Raw genomic sequence first — 22,801 nt, 5'->3', positions numbered from 1 at the left:
TTGAGTTCCAAAAACCCAAAGATATTATAAATCTCTCTTTTTAAGAAGATAATATGAAAGTCTAACAAATATTACAGTCCAGATTAACACTATTAGGATCTCATACCAGTGCACAGCATAGTCTCTTTGAAAGTTTTCTCCTAGTTGATTAGCTGCAGATTGTATGAAATTTAATCTAGTTATTGGTTCGTTAATAAGATTAGACATACTATCTAAAGGTAAAAATGGTATAATTTTGTCTATGATGTCAGAATCAAATTTCCATTTAATTAAACCAGAAAACAATCTAAAAGCGCCTTCAATTAGCTGCCAAAAAATAAGAAAACCAAGAGCAAAAGCTGAACGTTTTATAAGTATTCCTAAAAACATACAAAAAGAAAAGAAACCAACTAATTTTATGAAATAAGCAAAAATAAATTCTAAATCCGAAAATATAATTGAAATCTCATTGTAATCAGAAAATATTAATCCTAGAATTAGAGATACTAAGAATAAGAAAATCGTAGATATTAAAGAAAAAACAACAACGGTAAGAAACTTAGAAGCAAGAAATTCTTTTTTGCTTAAGCCGTCTATTAGATTTTGTTTTAATGTTCTATTAGAGTATTCATTTGCCATAATAGATACAATAACTATGGCTAGGAAAAGTTTTAACCACGCAGCAATCCAAGCATTAAAGTGCCATATATATGGAAAATTAAAGATCCCTTGATCAGCTAAGCGAAAATTTACTCCTCCAAAACTAAATTCATAAGATGCTATGAGAGAAATAAGGAGTATTAATACAAAATAAGTTATAGTCAGTACTTTCGCAGACTTATTATATCGTAATTTCTGAAATTCTATATTGAGTAATCGTAACATGGCTTTAGTTTAAGTTGTTGGTTAATTGTAAGAACTGTTCTTCAAGACTTTCTTTACGCTTTACAAGATGTGTCAGCGTAATACCAGCGTCATATAGCTGTTTGTTAAGACTTTCGGCATCTAATTCACTATTTAAAAAAGCGATCAGTTTGCCGTCCTCTTCTTTAATATTACCAAAAGTACTTTGTTCAGATAACCACTTCTTTAAGATGCTATTTTGATTACTGTTTAATTCAAAGAAACCATGACTTGCATTCATTTCATCAACCGGTCCAGAATATAATTTCACTCCTTTTCTAATAATAACCACGTGACTACATACTTTTTCTACTTCATCTAAAAGGTGAGATGCTAAAAGAATTGTAGTACCTTGAGATGCAATTACTTTAATAATTTCTCTGATTTGATGAATCCCTTGTGGATCTAATCCGTTTGTAGGCTCATCCAGAATAAGGATCTCTGGATCATTTAGCAATGCAGAAGCAATTGCTAATCGTTGTTTCATACCTAAAGAAAAAGTTCTGAACTTACTGTCTTTTCTATCTAAAAGACCAACAAGTTCTAGTTTTTCGTCAATTTTATCAGCCGCTACTTCTTTTATTTGACATACTAACTTTAAGTTTTGAGCAGCAGTCATATAGGGGTAAAAATTAGGACGCTCAATAATTGCTCCTACTTTTTTTAGTGCCTCATGGGTGGACGAGGATCCGTCGAACCAGGTAAAATCTCCAGAAGTTCTATTGACAACATTAAGAACAATTCCTAAAGTAGTTGATTTACCGCTTCCGTTAGGTCCTAAAATACCATATACGTTTCCTTTTTTAATTGTAAAGGAAAGATCATTGACGGCTGTTATTGGTCCGAATCTTTTGGTAAGATTCTTTAAAGTTAGAATGGTTTCCAATTGTAATTATTTTTGGTGGTTATATTAAACTAGACGACCAGTATTAAGTTTTGTTACAATAAAGTTGTGGTTTGTTAGTAATTGAATATTGTATTTCGAAACCTTTTCTTTCGTAAATTGCTAACCGAAAGCAGCTGAATATGGAAGAAAAGTTAATGTCTAAAAAGAAACCTACCTATCCAATTAATGATAGTTTGGATAGGTATTTAAAAGAATGTAATCGTAAAATAAAGATTCCAGTATTTTATGATGATTTGTTGAGGTTTTCAGGCTCCATAGTTGTTTATGATAGTAATGATGAAGATACGTTATGGGTTCGTGTATATTATGAAGAGCATGAGCGGCCAGAGATTGAATCTAGCTTAAAAAAAGTATATACCATATTACATTCTGATGGAAATGAAGATGCTATAGAATTTCTTAATATCGATGCAATCGACTATTGCACCTTTGGAAATTCAAAGCCTTTTAGAGTTCGAGTTCGGAATATACTGAATGATAATTATACGTATATTTATGTTAAGAAAGCAGATGCTTCTCGTATCTATGGATTGGAACTAGAGCATATGTTTTCGCCCAATAGAATTAACTTTTTAGTATATAAAAATACACTTATAGAAGAGCATATTGCAGGTATTCCTGGAGATGTATTTATTAAAGATTTTTTACCGGATTTAAGTGATCAGGCTAAATCCCAAATAGCAAAAGAGTTTGTGAAATTTAATGAACGTTGCCAGATGCGTTTATTAGGAGATATGAGATCATATAATTATGTTATTATCCCTATCCACGATTTTGATCATGTAGAATATAAAATAAGGGCTATAGATTTTGATCAACAATGTTTCGAAGGGAAATTAAAAGTATATCAACCTCAGTTTTTTAAAGAGAATTTTGATATGGTAGATATTGTAATGAATAAACTTCAGCCTAGTTCTATAGAGCAGTATAAGAAAGAAGAACGTTCTATTCTTGCAAAGCGAATATTAAATTCTAGATCACGTTATGAAACACTTGTGAAATGTATGTGTGAAGACACTATTTCTACAGAAAAAAATTTAAAAGAGTTACGAGAACATTTATATAATTTTACTTTAGACTTAAAATTTAGACGAAGTAAGTCGATGGGAGAAGTTTTAAAAACAGCGCTAGATTTCGTGAAGCGTAATTATGAAAATGTCAATATGAAAAGATTGTTGGAAGGATAATTGGGAGTCGGAAGTCGGAGGACCAATTTCAGGAGTCAGAAGTCAGAAGTCAGGAGTCAAGAGTCAGAAGTCGGGAGTCGGAAGTCAGGAGTCAGAAGTCAGGAGTCAGGAGTCAAGAGTCAGGAGTCAAGAGTCAGAAGTCGGGAGTCGGAAGTCAGGAGTCGGAAGTCAGGAGTCAAGAGTCAGGAGTCAAGAGTCAGAGGACCGATGTCAGGAGTCAGAAGTCAGGAGTCAGAAGTCAGAAGTCAGGAGTCAGGAGTCAAGAGTCAGGAGTCAGGAGTCAGAAGTCAAGAGTCAGAATTAAAATAGTAGACTACCTCTGACACCCGACTTCTGGCCTCGAACAATTATTTCATTCTTTGCTCCAACTCAGCATTTTTTTGTTTTAAAGCTTTTACTTCTTTGATGAGGTTATCGGTCTTTTTATTCTGCTCAATCATATAAAGAGTTAATTCCTCTATTTTTTGAAGTAGTTTTGCATTCATTTCTCCTAATTGGATACCATTCTCTGCTACTGCTGCAGCCGATGGGATATTCTCTAAATGCCCTTTTTCTGTGATATGATTTTCTACTTGCTGCAGTGTAGGTAGGTTGTAATTATCTTCGAACACATAATCAGGCCAATTTGCGTGCAAAGCTACCTTTACTTCTTCTGCTGCTATTTTTCCTTTAACACCTAGTTTATAACCTTTAGTGTCTGCGGTTCCAATACCAACATTTCCATTTTTCATTATAGACATTTTACTACTTCCGTCAACCTGAAAACCAAATCTAGAAGTAGTAGATCCACCTGCAATATTTATGTAACTATTTCCGTCTCCAGAGGTAAAAAGGTTTACATATCTACCATCCGTGTGTGATGTTTTAATTACTCCTCTTACGTCTAGTTTTGCTAAAGGATTTGTCGTTCCGATACCAACGTTTCCAGTTTTATTAATTGATAATCTAGCTGTAGGACCTGATGTTACGGTGTTAGAAGTTCCGAAATGAAAATTACCATTTGTTGGATCAAAGCGTATTTCGCTAGAGTATAAAGATGGATCTAAATCAACTCCACCAGATGGTTTGTATAAAAAACCTATAACTTTGTGCCCACCATCATGGAAAGCATAAGTGTTTCCTATTTGAAATCTTTCTTGAGGATTTGATGTTCCGATACCTACGTTACCGTCACCTTTTACAACCATTCTAGGGTTTCTACTATTCGAACCTGTGTTGAAATAAATTCCATCATATGCGTTAATATCTAATGCATCTGGGCTATTATCTCCATCATCATAAGTCATAATAGATAGATTGTATTTATTAGCATTAGAGAAATTCTCTCTAAAAAATAATCCTTTTTCACCTCCAGTCTGATATGCATCTAATAAGAAAGATCCTTCTACATGAAGTTTTTCAATAGGATTTGTGGTTCCAATACCTAGATTACCATTAGCTGACATTGTCATCATTTTTTGATCATAATTGGTCCACACAAATAAAGGTCTATTCTGAACCGCACTATTTAATCTCCTTGCATTAAAATTTATCAATGCATTGGACCCATTATCCATGGCATCAGATGTGGATCCCATAATTGCAAGAGAAGACCTATTATCTGTCTGATGATATCCTTTGATTAATGGAATAAATTGATTTGCAGATCCGGTAGTATTTGCTATTTGCAAATAATCATAGGGAGCATCTGATATCTTAAAGCGCATTAAACTTTCTGTTTGCCCAGTATTAGATAATATATCTAGTCTGGCTCCAGGATTTACTGTTCCAATACCTATATTACCTCCAGGAAGAATCGTTAACCTTTCTTTTGTACTAGTTGCATCTTCAAAAATACCAAAGCGATCTGCCGTGATAGTCCCTGTTGCCCAAACTCCATTAGAAGAATTGCTTTGGAATAAACTTACAGAACTAGGTGATTGTAGGTTTATTTTTTCATTGTTAGAGGTCTCTGTTTGTGATATACTGTGTAATGATATCAACAAGAATGAAAGTGTTGGAAATATAATATTTTTCATAATTTTCTTTAATTGAATACTGTTTTAGAGTATTGTAACTATATAAAATTTTAGTGTTTTATTTTTTTAATTCTTCAATTGCATTTTTTAGTTCTTTAATCTGTTTTTGTTGCTGTTGATTAACTTTATTCTGCTCAATCATATATAGGGTTAATTCTTCTATTTTTTGAAGAAGTTTTTTATTCATTTCCCCTAATTGGATACCATTTTCTATTACTTCTGCTGCAGAAGGGATATTTTCTAAATGCCCTTTTTCTGATATATGATTTTCTACTTCTTGTAATGATGGTAGGTTGTAACTATCTTCGAATACATAATCAGGCCATCCCACTAAATCTACTTTTACTTCTTTAGTATGGATATTGCCATTTACAGCCAGTTTGGCGTCTGGTGTGTTTGTCCCGATACCAACGTTTCCATTTCCATTAATTTTTAATAGTCTATCACCATTAGAGTTTAAAAAATGGAATCCTCTGTTGTTCGATAATTGTTCTTGAAAATAAACACCTCTATTCTGTTCTCCAGTACTTTGAGCGTTGTAATAAATTTGTCCATAATTATTTCCAAATTCAAAAGCACTACTCCCGTCTGCCGAAGAATCTACCGAAACTGATCCGTTTGCTATTTGAAGTTTTTCTTGGGGAGTAGTTGTTCCAATACCAATTCCACTACCATTCCCTTTAATAATCATTAATTTAGAATTTCCGTTATTACTATTAAAAGAAATATCTTGAGTATCTCTCGTTTCAATCTCTAATGCTAATCCGTAACTTCTAATCTCGTTTGCTCCTCCAATATTATTTCTAAATAATAAATTTTCAGTTGCATTTCCAAGTTTTATTCCTTTGGATGTTCCAGATACGTCTAATGCAAAATTGGGATCTGTAGTTCCGATACCTACGTTACCGGATACTGCTAAGTGAGTGTTAATAGGTAGTTGAGTAGATGCTTCATATCCAATGCTGACACCTCTATATTGTGATTTATCGCCTACATCTGGTTGTAGGTGTAGAGTAGAGTAGTATTTTCCATAATTAGAGACATCGGTATGCCTAGCTATGATCCACGCTTTTCTATCATTAAACCCAGCTGAATTACCAAACTCCATACCACTATTAGAACTTCTTGATTTAAGGAACAGATTACCGCTATCAGAAATAGTAGGATAAGAAGCTGTTCCGTTCGGCAGATAAATGCTGAGCTTTGCATCTGGATTTGTAGTTCCAATACCTACATTGCCATTCTCATCAAAGACTATTTTATCACTTATACCATTTGGTTGAAATCTTATTTTGCCTGAAGCAGACCTCATAATTAAACCGTTTGATAATTGACTATCAGTTCCTAAAATACCAGCATTGGCCCAAGTATTTACTTGGTTATAATTAGAGGAAGTAGATAATAGATAAACTGATTTCCCTGGTGTTCCTTCTCCTATTATGATTCCACGTCTTGCGGAATTACCACTATTACTGTTATTAATTTCTAGAAGAGTAGAACCATTTTGATTCTTTTCAATGCTCAAAATGTTTGCTGGATTTGTAGTTCCAATACCTACATTACCTCCGTTAAAGAGTATTTTATTAGTTCCGTTTTGTGTAGTAATATTAAATGATGATAAATCAGAACCTAGTCCCATCCAAGTTCTTCTTTTATTGGTGTTATCAATCCAGTTTGTGTATAACCATTTGTTGTCTAAGGTTTTAAGTGTTATAGCGTTATCAGAATTTGAATTAATTTGCAAAGGTGATGAAGGGCTTGTAGTTCCGATACCTACATTACCGGTATTTTCAATTTTATTAGTCTGTCCGTAAGAACTAAAAACGATCCCAAGAATTAGAGATGATATGATTCTAATTTTTTTCATAATTTCTTTTAATTAGTAAAAATTTTAGAGTACACTGACTCTAATAAAATTTATTATGCTTTTATATACGTGTCTCGAGATAACAAAATGTTACCTCAGAAAATGAAGTTTTTTTAGTTTTTGTAAAAAAATAAAGCGGCAAAAGTATTATAAATAGATGGTTTAACTAGCGTTTTTTATAAAAATATTAAGTCCTAATTGTTTGATTTAGTAGATGAATTTCATTTTCATTTTTGATCTATCAACGAATCTTCTTTCTAAAAGAATTGTAACATTAGCATTATTATTGATACCTATTAATAAAGCTTTAACTTTATGAAAATAAATCCTTGGGTTTTTGGTGGCTTATTTTTGTTAATATCCTGTATCTGGATGTGGAATAACTTTGAACTTCCGAAGTTTTATCCTTTTGAAAAAACGGAAAAAGTAGAGGCGTTAGTTTTTTATTCAAGACCAGTTCAACCAAGGCTTCCTGATTTTGGAGGTGGAGTAAATGATCTAATGGTGAAATTTGTTTATCAAGTGGATAACATAACCTATGTGTCAAAGTATAGAGCTCATAAAACTGGGCAATTTCAACGTTCAGGAGATTCATTATTAGTTGAATATAGTATTAATAATCCGCGAAGAACAAAACCTATTCTATACTACCATAACGTTTCTAGTAAACCTAGACATGAGGATTTTGTAAAAAGTTTTCTGCATACAAAACCTAATGGATATAAGGCATTGGATTTAAGAGAAAATATATTTACTTATGAGGACTATGGAGAATATGGTGAACGTTTTATCAAAACTACTGGAACATATATTAAAGAAAGTGGAGTAATTAAATTATCACCATTAATTTATTATCAAAATAGATTGGTAGGGGATTCTATAATAGAAGAACCAAAACCTATTAACAAGGATGACGAGAAGATCTTTTTAAGTGATTTTATTGAAAATTCTGACAAATCAATTACAGAAGTAAATACAGACCTTATTTTTAGTACAAAAAGTTCGAGATAATACTTAACCTAGCGCTATATTAATCCTTCTGTTCTTTATTAAAATAAACCAAGTAATAATACATTTGTTTTTCTTCGTCCCAACCTTTTTCTACAAATTTTTCTGCAGATTCTGGATTGATGAAATCCATTTTAATTTGAATATTAGTATCTAGATTAATAGTGTTTTTAATCTTTTTTCTTGCCGCGGAAACCGCTGTGTTAGCAATAGGAAATTCTGTAAGGTCTTCTATATGATATTTTGGAGCTTTCTCTGTCTTATAATGTTTAAATTCTGGAATTAGGTCTGGATTATCAATTACTTCGTTAAGAAAAGCAGATTCTTCGAAGGTGTCATTTTTTGCAAAGTGATTTACAGCTCGGTTCATAAACATCACTTCTTCTTTCTTGTCTTCTGCTGGTAATACTACGTCCTTTGCAAAATCCTGACAGAACTTCATATACTTTTTCGTATAAAAGTTTTCATCTTCAAATGCTTCTACTCCTAAGAAATGTTCTAACCAATATTTAGTATCATAACGATTAGAATCTACAGAAAGAATTTTATAGCCTTCTTCTTTTTTATGATTAAAGATTAAACAACCTTTATCAAGTTTATTAAGGTTAACTCCTTGTTGGTGTAATAGTGCGATGTTGGTTCCTTTTTCTTCGAATTGAAGGAAATCATATTTTAATTCTGATTTAAAAATTCCAACAGCAGAAGTTTTTTCATTATCTATGGTAAGATTATCTAGATAAACAACATATACTTCACCACTTTTGATATGCGGGTGCTGTGATTGCTCATATAATAAAGAAGCAATTCTTTTAGATTTTTCGTGTGCTGATGCAGGGTTGTTAAAAATTTCGGTAACTATCTTATATAGTGGATTAAATTCTACATCAACTTCATTGGCGAATTGGAAATAATTCTCTTCTTTTTCTCTAAAAGGCTTAAAGAAATACTCCTTTAATAGCGCAGTTAATTCATCATTAAGTGCATAAGGAGCGTCAGAAAGAAATATGTTCTCGTTTCTACTTTTGTTTCCTATTTTATGAATCGAAAGAGATTCAATCTGGGTACTATATAAGTTGATCATATTCTTTTAGTTTTAATTCCAATGTTCGTCAAATCCTAATTCGTCATAGTCATCAAGGTCTAAGAAACCTTCGTCATCACTATTTTGGTCTAAATCATCAGCTTTAAATTCTTTATCGGGAGCATTGTCAGGAATTTGTCCGTGAACGAACATAACATTCGGGTACTCTCGTCCATTTTCATATTCTGCAATTTCGGCAAGCTCTACTAAAAACGTCCACATGCTTAAAAAATCATATATGTATATTAATCTTGGAGAAGCTTCATGAACTACATCATTAAGTGTTGTTTCATTCATTAATCTTACTGGCTGATTGCCATCACTCATGTCAAAAAGAGATATCTCTTCTCCTTGATTCCATTGCTCATCACTGGTGTAAAAAGATGCCATTTCCATACCATCAAAACCAAAAGATTGGTTGATGACATTATGGAACTGCTCTAAAGTAGCATCTTGTTCGATTTCGATATCTCTAAATACATCTTCTTCTGTATCCAGGATAATTCTGAAACGGTAAATCATTCTTGATTAATTTGGATTGGCAAAGATACAAACTTGTTCGTGACTATTTTAAAATTTTAAGCTTCAATAACTTTATTTTTAAACACCTCTAATATGATATAAAACTGTACACCAAATAATAAGGATGATATAACCAAGTGCAAGGGTTGTGATAGAAAAGGGAAATCAAAATAATACATTAATATTCCGGTTAATGCTTCTAAACCGATTAATCCTATAACCCAATTTAATTTAGATATTCCTAATTGCATTTTTTTATTATACCAAAGAAGCCAAGTATTTATTAAAACAATTAATATGGAAAATGATCTGTGTATATAGAAGGTGAAAGTAGGAGGGCTTAACCATTCGGATTTTGTATGCTCTCCAACAATTTTAATTTGTTCATCAACATATTGTCTTACCTGAGTTCCTAACGCCACTTGTATTAGTGTAAGTATAGTAGAAAAAAGTAATATGTTTTTAAATGTAGTTCCGAACTTAATGGATGTGATTTTTTCTCTTGTTAAGAATAATACATATAACAATATTGCTAGAATAATGAAAGCAACCAACATATGGACAGTAATTCTAAGTGGTAGTAAATTAGAATCGACTACAATTTTCCCTAACCAAGCCTGAAAGGCCATTGCAATAATTGTAATACCCGCATATATGGGTATTTTACGATTTTCTTTCCAAAATCGCAACGACAGGATAAACATTAATAAAATTGGGATTCCAGAAAGTACTGTAACAAGTCTGTTGATATATTCAATCCAAGTATGCCATACATTAAATTTAGCATAATCATGTTTGGTATAGGGTTCCCAATTATCAGGGTTGTACGCAGAAGTAGATGAGAAGTCTCTAGTTGCTATTCTTAATTCTTCATCCAATATCACTATAAACCCTTTTTCATATTCATAATTAGCTTTCCATTGGATCTGAGCTTCATCCGTAGGGGGAATATAATACCCAAAGCATTTAGGCCAATCGGGACATCCCATTCCGGATCCTGTCATTCTAACAACTGCTCCAGCAATTATGATTAAATATATAAGTACAACCGATGTAATGACAAGTGGCCTGAAATATTTTTTCATATGTTTCTACTAAAGATTATAAGTGTCTTAGTTATTTTTTTAAGCCTAGTTCTTCTCCTTTATTAATCATAAATTGATAAGCAGCTTCATGTTCATTTGGTATTTCACCCTCCAAAATAGCTTCTTTAATGGCTTCCTTTATAATTCCAATTTCGCGCGATGGCTTAATATTAAACGTTTTCATGATTTCTTCTCCACTTACTGGAGGTTGAAAATTACGAACATGATCACGCTCTTCTACCTCAACCATTTTTTGTCTAACGATCTTAAAGTTATTGTGGTATTTTTTAAAGCGTTTAGGGTTTTTGGTGGTAATATCAGCTTCGCAAAGGGTCATTAATTCCTCTATATAATCACCAGCATCAAACACCAACCTTCTTACCGCAGAATCTGTTACATTTGATGCAATAACAATAGGGCGAGAACTCATTAACACCATTTTCTGAACAAACTTCATTTTGTCATTCAAAGGCATTTTTAAGCGTTTAAATAGTTTAAATACCATTTTAGAACCTACAAATTCGTGACCGTGAAATGTCCATCCTACTTTTTTACTAAATCTTTTTGTAGGAGCTTTTCCTATATCATGTAATAACGCAGCCCAACGCAGCCAAAGATCATCTGTGTTTTCGGATATATTATCTACAACTTCTAAGGTATGATAGAAATTATCTTTATGTTTTTGTCCTTCTACTTCATCAATGCCTTTTAGAGCCATTAATTCAGGCAAAATATAAGGTAATAATCCTGTCTGTTCTAGTAAAAGAAAACCTACCGATGGTTTTTCGCTAAGTAATATTTTATTTAGTTCATCAACAATTCGTTCTTTGGTGATGATTTTAATTCTATCTTTATTTTTTGTTATCGCTTTTAACGATGTTGGTTCAATCTTGAAATTGAGTTGTGTAGCAAAACGAATTGCCCTCATCATTCTAAGAGGATCATCAGAATAGGTTATATCTGGATCTAAAGGTGTACGAATAATTTTGGACTTTAGATCTTCTAGTCCATTAAAAGGATCTAAAATATCACCAAATGTATCTTCAGAAAGGTTTAGTGCTAAGGCATTGATAGTAAAATCTCTTCGGTTCTGGTCATCTTGTAATGTGCCATTTTCGACAACTGGGTTTCTACTATTTTCTTGATAAGATTCTTTTCTGGCACCTACAAACTCGACTTCTATGTCATTAGCTTTTAACATAGCCGTTCCATAGGTCTTAAAGATTTGAATTTTTGGATTCCCAGGAAGTAATTTAGAAACTTCTTTTGCCAATTCAATTCCGCTACCTACGGCTACAATATCGATATCTTTTGCGGTTCCCCTTTGCAAAATATGATCTCTAACAAAACCTCCGATAACATAGCTTTCTAATTGAAGATTAGATGCTGCTTTGGTAATAGTATTAAAAACAGAATGTTGTAATGCTTTTTTATAATTTTTCGCTTCCGACATGAATCAATTTACTTCCTGATAATTTTCACTGTGCTATCACCACCTATTTTTATAATTGAAGAAGGTTTAGCATCTTTATTTTTCAACGGCAAATTTACAACATAGTCAACGCCTTCCAAAATCTCTTTGCTTATTTCTTTTAGGTTGCGAGGAGTGGATTTTCCACTAATATTAGCAGAAGTAGAAACGATTGGTCTTTTGAATTTTCGGATTAACTTTCCGCAAAAAGGGTCACGAGCAACTCTAATTCCGAGTGTATTATCCGCTGCAATTAGGTTTTCTGCGACTCTTAGTGGTCTGTCGTAAATTATTGTTGTCGCTTTAGAAGCATATTTTAATATGTCATAAGCAACCTCAGGAACCTCTTCCACATATTGCTGAAGCATCTTGAAATCACTAACTAGACATAACATTGCCTTACTATCTGCTCTTTGCTTTAAAGCGTATATCTTGTCAACTGCCTCTGCATTGGTTGCGTCACATCCAATTCCCCAAACAGTATCTGTTGGATATAGAATAAGTCCTCCTTTTTTAAGAGTATCTATTGTTTTTTGTATTTCTTCTCTTTGATCTTCCATTCTAGTTGAATTTTAGAATTATATTTTCTACATCAATACATTAAGTTAATTCTTGTTTATAGATATTTTAATCTTACTGTATAGACAATTATAGTTAGATGATACTTATTATTAATCCAGCATTATATTTTTATAAACTTCTAAAGTTTGCTTAGCCATATTAGCTGTTGTGAATTTTGTAATAAGTTTTTCATACCCTTTATCAACAAAACTCTTTTGTTTTAATGGGTTTTCTGAAAGTTCTATAATATGTTTAGAAAGACTTTCAGGAGTATGCATAGGACTTAATAAGCCATTAATATCTTGGTCAACAATTTCTGGAATTCCACCCACATCAGTACTTATTACTGGAGTTTTATGATAAAAAGATTCATATATCACCTGAGGAACACCTTCGCTTTGAGAAGTAATAAGGCTTATATCAAATTGTGGTAAAAAGTTAGAGGCATTTGGAGTATATCCTAAAAACTCTATATGGTTTTCTAAATTTAATGTTTTAATTCGTTCTTTTAAAGCCTCAGTTCTGTCAGTAAACGTACCTATTTGTATAAAGAAGAATTCTTTTCTTTTCTGTTTATTAATAATACTGTCTACAACATCAACTAAGGTGTCTAAATGTTTAGCTCTAATGTGATTAGCTATGTTTCCTATGATGACTTTGTCACTTGCTAGATTGTATTTCTCCCTAAGTAAAAAAGGTGTTTCTGTACTTTTGGTTTTTAGATTTGTTCCATGGTAAATAGTAATTAGTTTTTCCTGGTCTTCAATTCCTACAGAGGCAATTTTCTGAGTTTCTTCGGATACACAAAGTACTTTTTTAATTTTAGTATAGTTGTACTTGTACAATGTCTTTTTACGTTGTTTAATAGGAAAAGAAGTTTTTTTACTAAAAACAAATGGAGGTAGTTTATAAAATTTATCTGCTAAAATGGCTAGTAATATAGCACTAGGATCATGAATGTGGATGATGTCTACTTTTTGTTTTTTGCATACTTGACCTAATTTTATAAAAAATCTAGGATCAAATTTTGGCCATAGAGTAGCAGGAATAAAATTTAATTTGGTTTTTTTTAATCTTTTATGAAATGCACCATTTTTTACACAAAAAATTGTATTCCTTACTTCAGGATTTGATAACGCTAGCTCAGAGCATAAGTTTTCTATATGGTTTTCGCCACCACCCCAGTTTTTAACAGCAGATAAATGTAAAATATGCATACTACTTTCTTGCAATTGTTTGTTTTAATTTTAATGACTCTGATAAAGAAGCGCCTTTTAGAAAAAGTATAAAAAGAGAAAAGTTTTTGGGTTTAATAATAGATTTAAAAAAGAACTTAAAGGTTAACCAAGATCTTAATACCTGATAGGCTATGTATCCAGAGTTTTTTCTAAGAACATATAATAGCGAAATTTTTAATTCCTTTTTAATGGCTATACTTTTCTGAGTACTTTGTCCCTTAAAATGAGTGTAACGACCCTGCGGAACAAGATAACAAAGACCATTTGATATGTTCTTCGAAATTCTATAGCAAAGATCTGTTTCTTCGTAATATAAAAATATATTAGTATCAAAACCTCCAACTTTTTCGAAAGCATCTGCCGAAACAACTAAAAATGATCCAGGTACACTTTGTACTTTAACGGGAGTATCATAGATTTTCTTTCTCTTAGGATATTTTGTTGGGTTAAGTTTCTCTAATAACTTTCTTCCAAATAATTCTCTACGCAAAGAAAGAAAATGATCAAATGACTTTTGTACCTCTCCTTGTTCATTATACTGTTGAGGAGCACATATTGATGCATCTTCCGTTTTTTCTAGAAAATTAAAAACAATATTTAGGCAATCATTTTGTAGGATGGTATCGTTATTAACGAAAGCGTAATATTTTCCATTAGAAAATTGTATTCCGTGCATATTTCCTCCTCCAAAACCAGTATTATACTTACTTTGGATTAGTTTTAGATTTGAGACTTGTAATTCTTTAATCTTTTTGTCCAATAGAAGATAATCATCTAATTCTGAGGCGTTATCAACTACAATAAATTCATAAGATATGTCGTTTGATGTTTTCTCTATAATTGACTTAATGCAATCTATAGTAAAAGAAGAAGAATTGTAATTGATTAGTATAATCGAAATATCTTTCATAATAATTTATGCGCTTAAGGATCAAAAGTAAAGGTTGCATTTCGATAAAACAAGCAATTGGAATTTGTTTAGTTTTTGTTTTAATAATGTTCTTAACGAATAATATATTACTTGATTGCGAGAATACCAATATCAATAATATTTAAATAGGTTTTTTTGATGGAAATTATATCGTTTAATTTTAAATATATTTGCAGAATAACTTAACAAATGGATTACGAAAATAAACCTAGTGGTTACTACGACAATATTAGAGACGAAATGATTCAGTATTTGCCGGAAAACCCCAAAACTATTATTGATGTTGGCTGTGGAAATGGAGCTTTTGCTGAAGTCTTAAAAAATACAACAGGCGCAGAGGTTTGGGGTATAGAATATATGGACAAAGAAGCTCAAGTAGCCAAGAGTAAATTGCATAAAGTTTATTCTGGCAGATGTGAAGATTATATAGATGAATTGCCAGATAAGTATTTTGATGCAATTTATTTTAATGATGTATTAGAGCATTTGGTAGATCCTTATTTAGTTTTGGATAAGATAAAGCATAAATTGACTGCAAACGGTGTGCTGATTAGTTCTATTCCTAATGTCAGATATCATAATACCTTTATGAAAGTTCTTGTTCAGAAAGATTGGAAATACGAGGATTTTGGTGTTATGGATAGAACGCATCTACGTTTTTTTACAAAAAAAAGTATTCAAAGGATGTATGAAGATCTAGGTTATGAGGTTTTAGTACATACAGGTATTAACCGAAGTAGATCTATAAAACCGTACTTGTATAACATTCCGGTATTATTTACTCAACTAGATATTAGGTATCCTCAATACGCAACTGTAGCAAAATTCGAAAACACCTAACGACCATGAAAAAAAACTTGGTTGTACATCCAGGTCATACTGATTTGACTCCAGCTATTGAAAAGGCAATTGTTGATTTTGATAATCATAAAGAAATTTTAGGAGATGCTGAACGAAATGTCATAAAGATAGTTACTGTAGGGGATAAGAAATTTGCTATCAAATCTTTTAAAATCCCCAATATTGTCAACCAAATTGTTTACAGGTTTTTTAGAAAATCAAAGGCGGAGCGATCATATAGATATGCTAATAAACTATTAGAATTAGAGATTAAGACTCCTTTTCCAATTGCCTATGAAATAAGGAGTACTTCTTTTCTATTTAAAAAGAGTTTTTATATAAGTGAATTAGTAGAAGCTGATCTTACCTATAGAGAATTAACTACTGATTTTAGCATTTCTGATCATGAAGAAATACTAAGAGCTTTTACTAGGTTTACATATACTTTACATAAGAATGGAGTGAACTTTTTGGATCATTCTCCTGGAAATACTTTAATAAAAAGAAAGGAAAACGGTTATGATTTTTATTTAGTAGATCTTAATCGCATGGAATTTGGTAACATGAATCTTGAAACTCGTATTAAAAATTTTGCACGTTTAACTATTCATAAATCTATGATAGAAGTTATGAGTGATGAATATGCAAAATGTAGTGGAGAAGATAAGGCAAAGGTATTTGATCTTATGTGGGGATATACCAAAGATTTTCAACATCGTTTTTATCGTAAAATACGTATTAAAAAGAGAATATTTTTTTGGAAGAAAAAATACAAAGAAAGAGTGTCTAAAAGTCCTATTTAGTTAGTTTTTAGTGAAAAGTTAGTTGTTTTTTCATGTAAAGAGAAGATTAAAAAGAGAAGTAGTTATGTCAGGAAAAAGTAACTTAAAAGAACAATTATATTTTTCACTAATTCATAAATGGAAATATATTGTTGTTATATTATTTTCTGTCTTAAGAAAAAATAAATCTAGAAGGATAATAAACAAAGCAGTTTATATCGCTAGAGAAAAGGATAAAGATTGGATTTTTGGAGCTAAAGTAAGACGGTTATCTAAATATTCATCTTTAAATGCAACTACATTTTATCATAATAAGTTAAAGAATTTGCCAAAAGCAGATGCGTATTATTTTATTTACCAAAACTATTTTTGTCGATGCTTAAGGAGTACTCCAAGTATTTTGTTTAAAAAAAATGTAGTGATGTTCACACATCCCACTTGGTCCAAAAAATATTCTAAAACTCACGTAGTTTGGTGTCTTAATAAAGCGGATTATGTTATTTGTCTAAATTCTGATATCAAGAAGTATTTAATAGATTTAGGTGTAAAACCTGGTATTCTTAAAGTCATGCATATTGCTACCTCTTCTTCTTTCTTTTATTCGCACGAAAGAGGTTCTGGTGGTATAGGATTTTGCTCAACATTTAGTGATCGGAAAAACCCAGACTTAGTTCTTGATTTAGTTAAAAACATGCCTGATCGACAGTTTTATTTAATTGGCCGTCATTGGCAACAATATGATAGGTTTAATGAGATCTCAGATTTACCTAATTTTAAGTACTTTGAAGAAAAACCTTATGATTCTTATCCAGATTTGTACAGTAAAATAGATGTTTTTGTATCTCCGTCTTTGATCGAAGGAGGTCCTGTGCCTGTCTTAGAAGCAATGATGTCTAATTGCGTTCCCGTAGCATCAAGAACTGGTTTTTGTCCAGATCTTATTACAGAAGGGGAGAATGGTTTCTTGTTTGATATAGATGCCAATTATAAAGAAGTAATTCCCTTAATAGAAAAGGCATTTTTAATTAAAACAGATGTTAGAGAAACCGTGTTGCCTTATACTTGGGAGAATTGTTCTAAAAAAATAGATGATTTGTTTATTAATTAATCTAATCCCGTTCTTTTTAATCTAAGAGTTTTTTTTTGTAATAACAATAGTGTAGTTGCCTTTATGTAATCGTAAACATCGGTTAAAATGTATTCCTTCTTAATAAAAAAAAGAAACGTAGATAATAATAAAGTACTTTATTTACAGCGACAGCCATTTTTTAAATTTCCCCAATTTTTCTATAGCTACAAAAATGTTATTTTCAGTAGCAACTGGAGTTAACGATACTTTTATTCTAGATTTAGATGTATAGTACATTTCTTCAATACATTTTAGATGAATTATATATTTTCTGTTTATTCTAAAAAAATTGGAAGGATCTAATTCTTGCTCTAATTTTTTTAAAGAAAAATCAATTGGGATTTTTTTTCCACTCCACAGTTGAATAAAAGTTAATTTTTCTTCCGTGTAGAAGTAAGCAATTTCATCAATTTCAATAGTCTTAAGACTGTTGTTTATTTTTGCTAAAAACCTTTTTTTATATTCTTTTTCATTGTGAAGAAATAATTTTTTGTATTCAGGTAATTGATTTTTATTAAGCTCAAAGAATTTGTCGATACTTCTTGATAATGAGTTTTTAGCAACAGGTTTTAAAAGATAATCAATACTGTTTTGCTCGAATGCTTTAATTGCATATTCCGAATATGCAGTAGTAAAAATTATAGGGGTGTTGATTTCAAGGATTTTAAATATTTCGAAAGAATATCCATCGGATAAATTGATGTCCAAAAAAATTAAGTCAGGACTCTCTGTCGATAAATACTGTATTGATTCATTTATGGAGGTCAGAACCTTAACAATCATTATTTGGTTATTGACTTCTTGAATTAGGTTTTGTAATCTAATAGCAGCAATACTTTCGTCTTCTATAATAATAGCTTTGGTCATATTTCTGGTTGAATAAGTGGTATGGATGCAATGTAATTGTTGTTAAGTATGTTAAATTCAGGAATTTTTGTATGTAACATTTTGTACTGATTAACTAGGTTTTTTTGTCCAATACCAAGTGATTTTTCATAATCATTATTTTTGGGTTGGAAATTGTTAATAACCTTAAGGTTCAGATTTTCAATAGATATCGTTATTTTCAATGGCTTATTGATGTCTACGCTGTTATGTTTAATAGCATTTTCGAAAAGTAACTCTAAAGTCATTGGTGGTAGTAAAAGATGTAATTTAGATTCTTCAATATTATTTTGAAAAATAATACTTTCTCCAAATCGAATCTTTTGTAAAGACATGTAAGAATTGATGAGTTCTAACTCTTTTTTTAGAGGTACAACTACCTCTTCACTTTGAGTTAAATTATATCGATATATGTTGGAAAGTTCTTGTAAAAAGTATTCAGCTTTTTTAGCGTCAATACTTATTAAACCGGATAAACTATTAAAACTATTAAATAGAAAATGAGGATTTAATTGCTTTTTTAAAGCTAGATATTGAGCTACTGATTTTTCGTTTTGATATTGCGTGAGCTTAATTTTGATGTCCTGTTTTTCTTGCTGAGATTCTAAGAAAATTTCAATAAAATATACGAAAGCAATGACTGCGAAATTGATTAATAAAACTAGCCAGAACACCAAATCAAAAAAAGATCTTTCAAGTTCTTTATCATTTTCAAATGTATAAGCAACTGTTTGCCATAAGAAGGTGAGTGAAATTGCTTTTGTTATAATGACTGTAGTCCAAACACCTAAAAATTGAGATCTATTTTCGATATCAATTATTTTTGGAACTAGTTTTGTTTTTAAATAAACTCTAGACCAAAAAATAAATAAAGTATAAATGAAACTTACAGGTAATAATATAAGGGTTTCAGAAAGACCTTCTTTTAGATCTGCTGTATAAATCTCACTAATGAGATGAAAGGCATTAAAGAGAAGAATAATAAATAGATAAAAATATATTCGATTCGTTTTCAATATGTTGTTTTTAATTTTCTGTAATTGTAATTGTGTCCTCTTCGATATCTACTGTATAAAAGAATCCTAATGCTCGATTATTGGGATTGTTTAAATTTATTAAATTTCCACGTATAGAGGCAGGAGGTGGGTTACCAATTATTGGATTACCTAAATTTCCTGTTTGTATAAACAATTCATTTAAGAAGTCGAAATAGGTTTCAGATATTGATAATTGTTGTGCTTTAGCAACATCTCCGATTTCAAAAGGCACTTCGTCATTTGGGTTTACGCCAATGCGTTGTCTACCGTCAAAAAATTCATCTGAAACAATTAAAACCTCGCTATTTCCTGGATCCGGAACTATAATAAATTCATTATTTTTAAAAAGACGATAATAATAAAAATTAGCAATATCTATAGGGTCTGTAGTATCAAATTTAACAAAATATCCTGCATCTGTTGCGATTGTTTCTTCTTCAAATTCAAAATAGAAATTATCAAATGAAGGTACTTCACTTATAGAATCTGACCCCTCATAGGTTTCTCCATTCCAATTTATTGTGATTGTGTATGTGTTTCCAATTTCTGGAATGATTTCTGTATTTTCATAAAACCCATTTGTAGAATGATTAAATATCCAAGAATTAGTGCCATCTGTTACTGTAACGATTGCATCATCTACAAAAGGTTGGTCTTCTGTAGATAAAAAAGAGGCAGTAGTAGTTAGTTGAATCTGCTGTATAGGTAATGGACTGATAGTGTTTCTCTCTAGTCCACCATTGATAACTAGTCTTGGAGTACTTTCATTTAATGTGATGTCATTGGTTACGTCTGTTTCGCATGACAGGAAAATTGACGAGATGATTATTACAGATATTATAAATAAATTTTTCATTTGATTTTTTTTAGAATTTGAACTCATAAGATATACTAGGTACAATACCAAAGAATGATAGTTTGGTTGCTTGGGTCATTCCCGTAGCTATTTCCTGATCTCCAACTTCTCCAACTTCATTAAAGTAGATAGAAGCTGCGTTTTGTCTGTTATACACGTTTACAAGACTGAACACCCATTTGCCGTTTTTACCTTTTTTAGGGTTTAATGTTGCCGATATGTCTAATCTGTGGTAAGCAGGCAAACGATTTCCATTTCTATTATTGTAATCGGCAACTACTAATCCATTTTGTTCATATCGCCCTGTAGGATAGGTTACTGGTCTTCCTGAACCAAAAACAAAATTAGCTCCAAAATCCCATCTTTTATTTAGTTTATAGAATCCAACTAGATTTAATTCGTGTAATTGATCACTGTTGGATGGGTAGTATTCGTTATTGTTGATTCCGAGAACTTTAGTTTCTGATTTAGCAAGAGTATAACTTAACCATCCAGTTAATCTACCTTCATTTTTATTTAGTTGTACTTCTAATCCATATGCTCTTCCTTCTCCTTGTGCAATTTGCGTTTCTATCTCTTCAGTAAATATTAGATCCGCTCCATCAATAAAATCAGTAACATCATTGAGTTTCTTGTAATATGTTTCGAGACTTAAGTCATATTTTCCTTCATTGAATGATGTAAAGTATCCTAACGCTAATTGATCAGCATATTGTGGTTTGATGTAAGGCCCACTTGGAGACCATACGTCCAGAGGAGTAGGATAGGTAGTGTTGGAGATTAAATGTAAATACTGATACATTCTATTATAACTTAGTTTAAAAGAATTAGAATCATTTAATAAATATCTTGCGGATACTCTAGGTTCTATTCCATTAAAAGACTTTATGTTTTCTCCAGAACTATATTGTGTGGTCCCTATGACCTCATTTTCTTCATAAATATCTTGTTCAGCATTGTAGGTTAAAGGGCTTCCTGTATCATATTGACTTATTTCTTGAGATCCTAGTCGAAAAAAGCTGGACCATCTTAGTCCATATTGAACACTAAGTTTATCTGATAATTTTTGTTTTAGATCCACATAAACCCCGTTTTCTAAACCAAACTTATCACTAAATTCTTCTCCATTGATACTGGATCCATTTAGAGATGATATTTTTCCAGGTTTAAATTGATAATATGTCATATCTACTCCTGTTTTAAGTGTGTTGTTATTATTAATGTACCAAGACAGTTTTGGTTTTAGGTTGTAGTTGGTGATACTGGATTTCCATCTAAACTCGGAACCTGTTCTTAGATTATCTAAGTTGTATTCGTAATTACTAAAAATAGCGGAAGTCTGTAGAAATAATTTCTCGTTGATAACGCTTGTCCATCTTAATGTTCCAGACGTGTTTCCCCAAGTTGTTCCTAATAATCCATCGAGTTCAAATGTGTCTCTACCGAAATATCCTGAAAGAAATAATCGATTGTTTTTATTCAAGTCATAGTTCGCTTTTAGATTGAAATCATAGAAAAATAAAGAGCTATCTTCAAAATCCTCTAGAAGGAATGAAAATAGGTCTATGTATGATCTTCTACCTGCTAACATATAACTACCTGAAGCTTCTTCTTTATCACCTTTTAGAATAGGTCCTTCAATTAATGCTTTGGCTGAGATAAGACCTATTCCGATGTTCCCTCCAAATTTTTTAGTATTTCCTTCTTTTTGTTTTATATCCAGTACAGAAGATAATCTTCCACCATATATAGCTGGAATTCCTCCTTTGTATAATTTAGCATTTTTGATGGCGTCAGAATTGAATACAGAGAAGAAACCAAATAAATGTGAAGCGTTATATATAGTAGCTTCATCCAGTAATATTAGATTTTGATCTACAGAGCCTCCTCTTACATTAAATCCAGAAGAGGCTTCGTTTACACTGGATACTCCTGGTAATAGTTGTAATGATTTTAATACATCAGGTTCTCCAAGGATAGCTGGCATTTTCTTAATAGTTTCTCCTTGTAATGAAATAACACTCATTTCTGTTGATTCGATTTTTTTTCTTGTGTTATTGGATGAAATGATGATTTCATCTAATTGAGCTAACTCTTCTGTTAGATCAAAATCTATTTTTTGATTATTTGTAATTTGAATTTCTTTAAGAATAGTTTTATATCCTAAATAACTGATTTCTATTTGATGGGTTCCTTTTTCTATGTTTATGGAATAAAAACCATAATCATTTGTTGTGGTTCCTATAGAATTATCAATAATGATATTAACTCCTAGTAATTTCTCTCCAGAGCTAACATCTTTTATATATCCACTTATGGTAAATTGTTCTTGTCCAATTGTTCCAAGTGTGCATAAAAAGAGCAGGTATACAATTTTTTTGATCATATGTATATAGTTTTAAATATGTTTTATTCAAAACTATATGAGAAGCTTTCTTGGATTTTAGAAATATGGATAAACCTTGAAAAAACCTGATGAGCCATTATTTTTTTACGTGAATAAAAATAGAATAG

The 22,801-nt window shown here is 31.3% G+C and carries 20 protein-coding genes; 5 read left to right on the top strand and 15 right to left on the bottom strand.

The genetic code is table 11. The annotated features are described in order from the left end of the window. Positions 1-24 precede the first annotated feature (24 nt). Entirely contained in the window at positions 25-864 is an 840-nt protein-coding gene (locus tag NMK29_RS14195; protein ID WP_027392249.1) for an ABC transporter permease, read from the bottom strand. A 4-nt stretch (positions 865-868) separates the two neighbouring features. Then, positions 869-1,768, bottom strand: coding sequence for an ABC transporter ATP-binding protein (locus NMK29_RS14190; RefSeq protein WP_027392248.1), 900 nt, complete (start codon positions 1,766-1,768; stop codon positions 869-871). Between the two features lie 140 nt (positions 1,769-1,908). On the opposite strand from NMK29_RS14190, the gene NMK29_RS14185 reads away from it, so the two are divergent. Further along, entirely contained in the window at positions 1,909-2,976 is a 1,068-nt protein-coding gene (locus tag NMK29_RS14185; protein WP_027392247.1) for a hypothetical protein, read from the top strand. Positions 2,977-3,323: 347 nt separating this feature from the next. Here NMK29_RS14185 and NMK29_RS14180 read toward each other — a convergent pair whose 3' ends face one another. Both NMK29_RS14180 and NMK29_RS14175 read right to left on the bottom strand, forming a co-directional pair. Next, positions 3,324-4,994 (bottom strand): hypothetical protein, encoded by a 1,671-nt coding sequence (locus tag NMK29_RS14180; protein WP_108803595.1) that lies wholly within the window; start codon positions 4,992-4,994, stop codon positions 3,324-3,326. 58 nt (positions 4,995-5,052) lie between these two features. Further along, positions 5,053-6,861 carry a tail fiber protein gene (locus NMK29_RS14175; protein ID WP_108803596.1) on the bottom strand — a complete coding sequence of 603 codons (1,809 nt, stop codon included), beginning with the start codon at positions 6,859-6,861 and terminating at the stop codon, positions 5,053-5,055. A gap of 315 nt (positions 6,862-7,176) precedes the next feature. Between NMK29_RS14175 and NMK29_RS14170 the strand changes: the two genes are divergently transcribed. Further along, positions 7,177-7,872 carry a hypothetical protein gene (locus tag NMK29_RS14170; protein WP_108803597.1) on the top strand — a complete coding sequence of 232 codons (696 nt, stop codon included), beginning with the start codon at positions 7,177-7,179 and terminating at the stop codon, positions 7,870-7,872. A gap of 19 nt (positions 7,873-7,891) precedes the next feature. Here NMK29_RS14170 and NMK29_RS14165 read toward each other — a convergent pair whose 3' ends face one another. From NMK29_RS14165 to NMK29_RS14135, 7 genes are all read right to left on the bottom strand, one after another. Further along, positions 7,892-8,950, bottom strand: a complete 1,059-nt coding sequence (locus NMK29_RS14165; RefSeq protein WP_108803598.1) for a nucleoid-associated protein — start codon at positions 8,948-8,950, stop codon at positions 7,892-7,894. Between the two features lie 12 nt (positions 8,951-8,962). After that, the gene (locus NMK29_RS14160) at positions 8,963-9,472 is read right to left on the bottom strand and encodes a hypothetical protein (protein WP_027392244.1); all 510 of its coding nucleotides are present in this window, start codon (positions 9,470-9,472) and stop codon (positions 8,963-8,965) included. A gap of 56 nt (positions 9,473-9,528) precedes the next feature. Next, the gene (locus NMK29_RS14155) at positions 9,529-10,557 is read right to left on the bottom strand and encodes a heme A synthase (protein WP_108803599.1); all 1,029 of its coding nucleotides are present in this window, start codon (positions 10,555-10,557) and stop codon (positions 9,529-9,531) included. A gap of 31 nt (positions 10,558-10,588) precedes the next feature. After that, positions 10,589-12,010, bottom strand: a complete 1,422-nt coding sequence (locus NMK29_RS14150; RefSeq protein ID WP_108803600.1) for a CCA tRNA nucleotidyltransferase — start codon at positions 12,008-12,010, stop codon at positions 10,589-10,591. An 8-nt stretch (positions 12,011-12,018) separates the two neighbouring features. Beyond that, positions 12,019-12,588, bottom strand: coding sequence for an L-threonylcarbamoyladenylate synthase (locus NMK29_RS14145; RefSeq protein ID WP_108803601.1), 570 nt, complete (start codon positions 12,586-12,588; stop codon positions 12,019-12,021). Positions 12,589-12,699: 111 nt separating this feature from the next. After that, positions 12,700-13,806: a glycosyltransferase family 4 protein gene (locus NMK29_RS14140; protein ID WP_108803950.1), complete on the bottom strand. Its 1,107-nt coding sequence runs from the start codon at positions 13,804-13,806 to the stop codon at positions 12,700-12,702. 1 nt (position 13,807) lies between these two features. After that, entirely contained in the window at positions 13,808-14,737 is a 930-nt protein-coding gene (locus NMK29_RS14135) for a glycosyltransferase family 2 protein (RefSeq protein WP_108803602.1), read from the bottom strand. Positions 14,738-14,947: 210 nt separating this feature from the next. Between NMK29_RS14135 and NMK29_RS14130 the strand changes: the two genes are divergently transcribed. The 3 genes from NMK29_RS14130 to NMK29_RS14120 all read left to right on the top strand — a co-directional run bounded on the left by NMK29_RS14130 (position 14,948) and on the right by NMK29_RS14120 (position 17,488). Next, positions 14,948-15,598, top strand: a complete 651-nt coding sequence (locus tag NMK29_RS14130) for a bifunctional 2-polyprenyl-6-hydroxyphenol methylase/3-demethylubiquinol 3-O-methyltransferase UbiG (RefSeq protein WP_234424273.1) — start codon at positions 14,948-14,950, stop codon at positions 15,596-15,598. 5 nt (positions 15,599-15,603) lie between these two features. Beyond that, positions 15,604-16,401 (top strand): lipopolysaccharide kinase InaA family protein, encoded by a 798-nt coding sequence (locus NMK29_RS14125; protein ID WP_108803603.1) that lies wholly within the window; start codon positions 15,604-15,606, stop codon positions 16,399-16,401. 64 nt (positions 16,402-16,465) lie between these two features. Then, a complete protein-coding gene (locus tag NMK29_RS14120) occupies positions 16,466-17,488 on the top strand; it encodes a glycosyltransferase family 4 protein (protein ID WP_159092229.1) in 1,023 nt (340 codons plus the stop codon). A gap of 141 nt (positions 17,489-17,629) precedes the next feature. Here the strand turns inward: NMK29_RS14120 and NMK29_RS14115 are convergent, their stop codons facing one another. From NMK29_RS14115 to NMK29_RS14100, 4 genes are read right to left on the bottom strand one after another with little or no spacing between them, the layout of a single operon-like run. Beyond that, entirely contained in the window at positions 17,630-18,376 is a 747-nt protein-coding gene (locus NMK29_RS14115; RefSeq protein ID WP_108803605.1) for a LytTR family DNA-binding domain-containing protein, read from the bottom strand. Next, on the bottom strand, positions 18,373-19,410 hold the full coding sequence (locus tag NMK29_RS14110; RefSeq protein WP_159092230.1) for a sensor histidine kinase: 1,038 nt from the start codon (positions 19,408-19,410) through the stop codon (positions 18,373-18,375). Before NMK29_RS14110 ends, NMK29_RS14115 begins: the two co-directional genes overlap by 4 nt. Before the next feature lie 10 nt (positions 19,411-19,420). Beyond that, on the bottom strand, positions 19,421-20,287 hold the full coding sequence (locus NMK29_RS14105; RefSeq protein WP_159092231.1) for a DUF4249 domain-containing protein: 867 nt from the start codon (positions 20,285-20,287) through the stop codon (positions 19,421-19,423). Positions 20,288-20,297: 10 nt separating this feature from the next. Continuing rightward, complete coding sequence (locus tag NMK29_RS14100; protein WP_108803608.1) at positions 20,298-22,673, bottom strand: TonB-dependent receptor; 2,376 nt, start codon at positions 22,671-22,673, stop codon at positions 20,298-20,300. Positions 22,674-22,801: the final 128 nt, after the last annotated feature.

The organism is Aquimarina sp. Aq107, assembly GCF_943733665.1.
Lineage (GTDB): Bacteria > Bacteroidota > Bacteroidia > Flavobacteriales > Flavobacteriaceae > Aquimarina.
This window is presented reverse-complemented; position numbering and strand designations above follow the sequence as displayed.

Bases quoted from the DNA above. Each gene is read 5' to 3' on its own strand.
- NMK29_RS14195 (WP_027392249.1), bottom strand. From the start codon at position 864: ATGTTACGATTACTCAATATAGAATTTCAGAAATTACGATATAATAAG.
- NMK29_RS14185 (WP_027392247.1), top strand. From the start codon at position 1,909: ATGGAAGAAAAGTTAATGTCTAAAAAGAAACCTACCTATCCAATTAAT.
- NMK29_RS14180 (WP_108803595.1), bottom strand. From the start codon at position 4,994: ATGAAAAATATTATATTTCCAACACTTTCATTCTTGTTGATATCATTA.
- NMK29_RS14175 (WP_108803596.1), bottom strand. From the start codon at position 6,861: ATGAAAAAAATTAGAATCATATCATCTCTAATTCTTGGGATCGTTTTT.
- NMK29_RS14170 (WP_108803597.1), top strand. From the start codon at position 7,177: ATGAAAATAAATCCTTGGGTTTTTGGTGGCTTATTTTTGTTAATATCC.
- NMK29_RS14165 (WP_108803598.1), bottom strand. From the start codon at position 8,950: ATGATCAACTTATATAGTACCCAGATTGAATCTCTTTCGATTCATAAA.
- NMK29_RS14160 (WP_027392244.1), bottom strand. From the start codon at position 9,472: ATGATTTACCGTTTCAGAATTATCCTGGATACAGAAGAAGATGTATTT.
- NMK29_RS14155 (WP_108803599.1), bottom strand. From the start codon at position 10,557: ATGAAAAAATATTTCAGGCCACTTGTCATTACATCGGTTGTACTTATA.
- NMK29_RS14150 (WP_108803600.1), bottom strand. From the start codon at position 12,010: ATGTCGGAAGCGAAAAATTATAAAAAAGCATTACAACATTCTGTTTTT.
- NMK29_RS14145 (WP_108803601.1), bottom strand. From the start codon at position 12,588: ATGGAAGATCAAAGAGAAGAAATACAAAAAACAATAGATACTCTTAAA.
- NMK29_RS14140 (WP_108803950.1), bottom strand. From the start codon at position 13,806: ATGCATATTTTACATTTATCTGCTGTTAAAAACTGGGGTGGTGGCGAA.
- NMK29_RS14135 (WP_108803602.1), bottom strand. From the start codon at position 14,737: ATGAAAGATATTTCGATTATACTAATCAATTACAATTCTTCTTCTTTT.
- NMK29_RS14130 (WP_234424273.1), top strand. From the start codon at position 14,948: ATGGATTACGAAAATAAACCTAGTGGTTACTACGACAATATTAGAGAC.
- NMK29_RS14125 (WP_108803603.1), top strand. From the start codon at position 15,604: ATGAAAAAAAACTTGGTTGTACATCCAGGTCATACTGATTTGACTCCA.
- NMK29_RS14120 (WP_159092229.1), top strand. From the start codon at position 16,466: ATGTCAGGAAAAAGTAACTTAAAAGAACAATTATATTTTTCACTAATT.
- NMK29_RS14115 (WP_108803605.1), bottom strand. From the start codon at position 18,376: ATGACCAAAGCTATTATTATAGAAGACGAAAGTATTGCTGCTATTAGA.
- NMK29_RS14105 (WP_159092231.1), bottom strand. From the start codon at position 20,287: ATGAAAAATTTATTTATAATATCTGTAATAATCATCTCGTCAATTTTC.
- NMK29_RS14100 (WP_108803608.1), bottom strand. From the start codon at position 22,673: ATGATCAAAAAAATTGTATACCTGCTCTTTTTATGCACACTTGGAACA.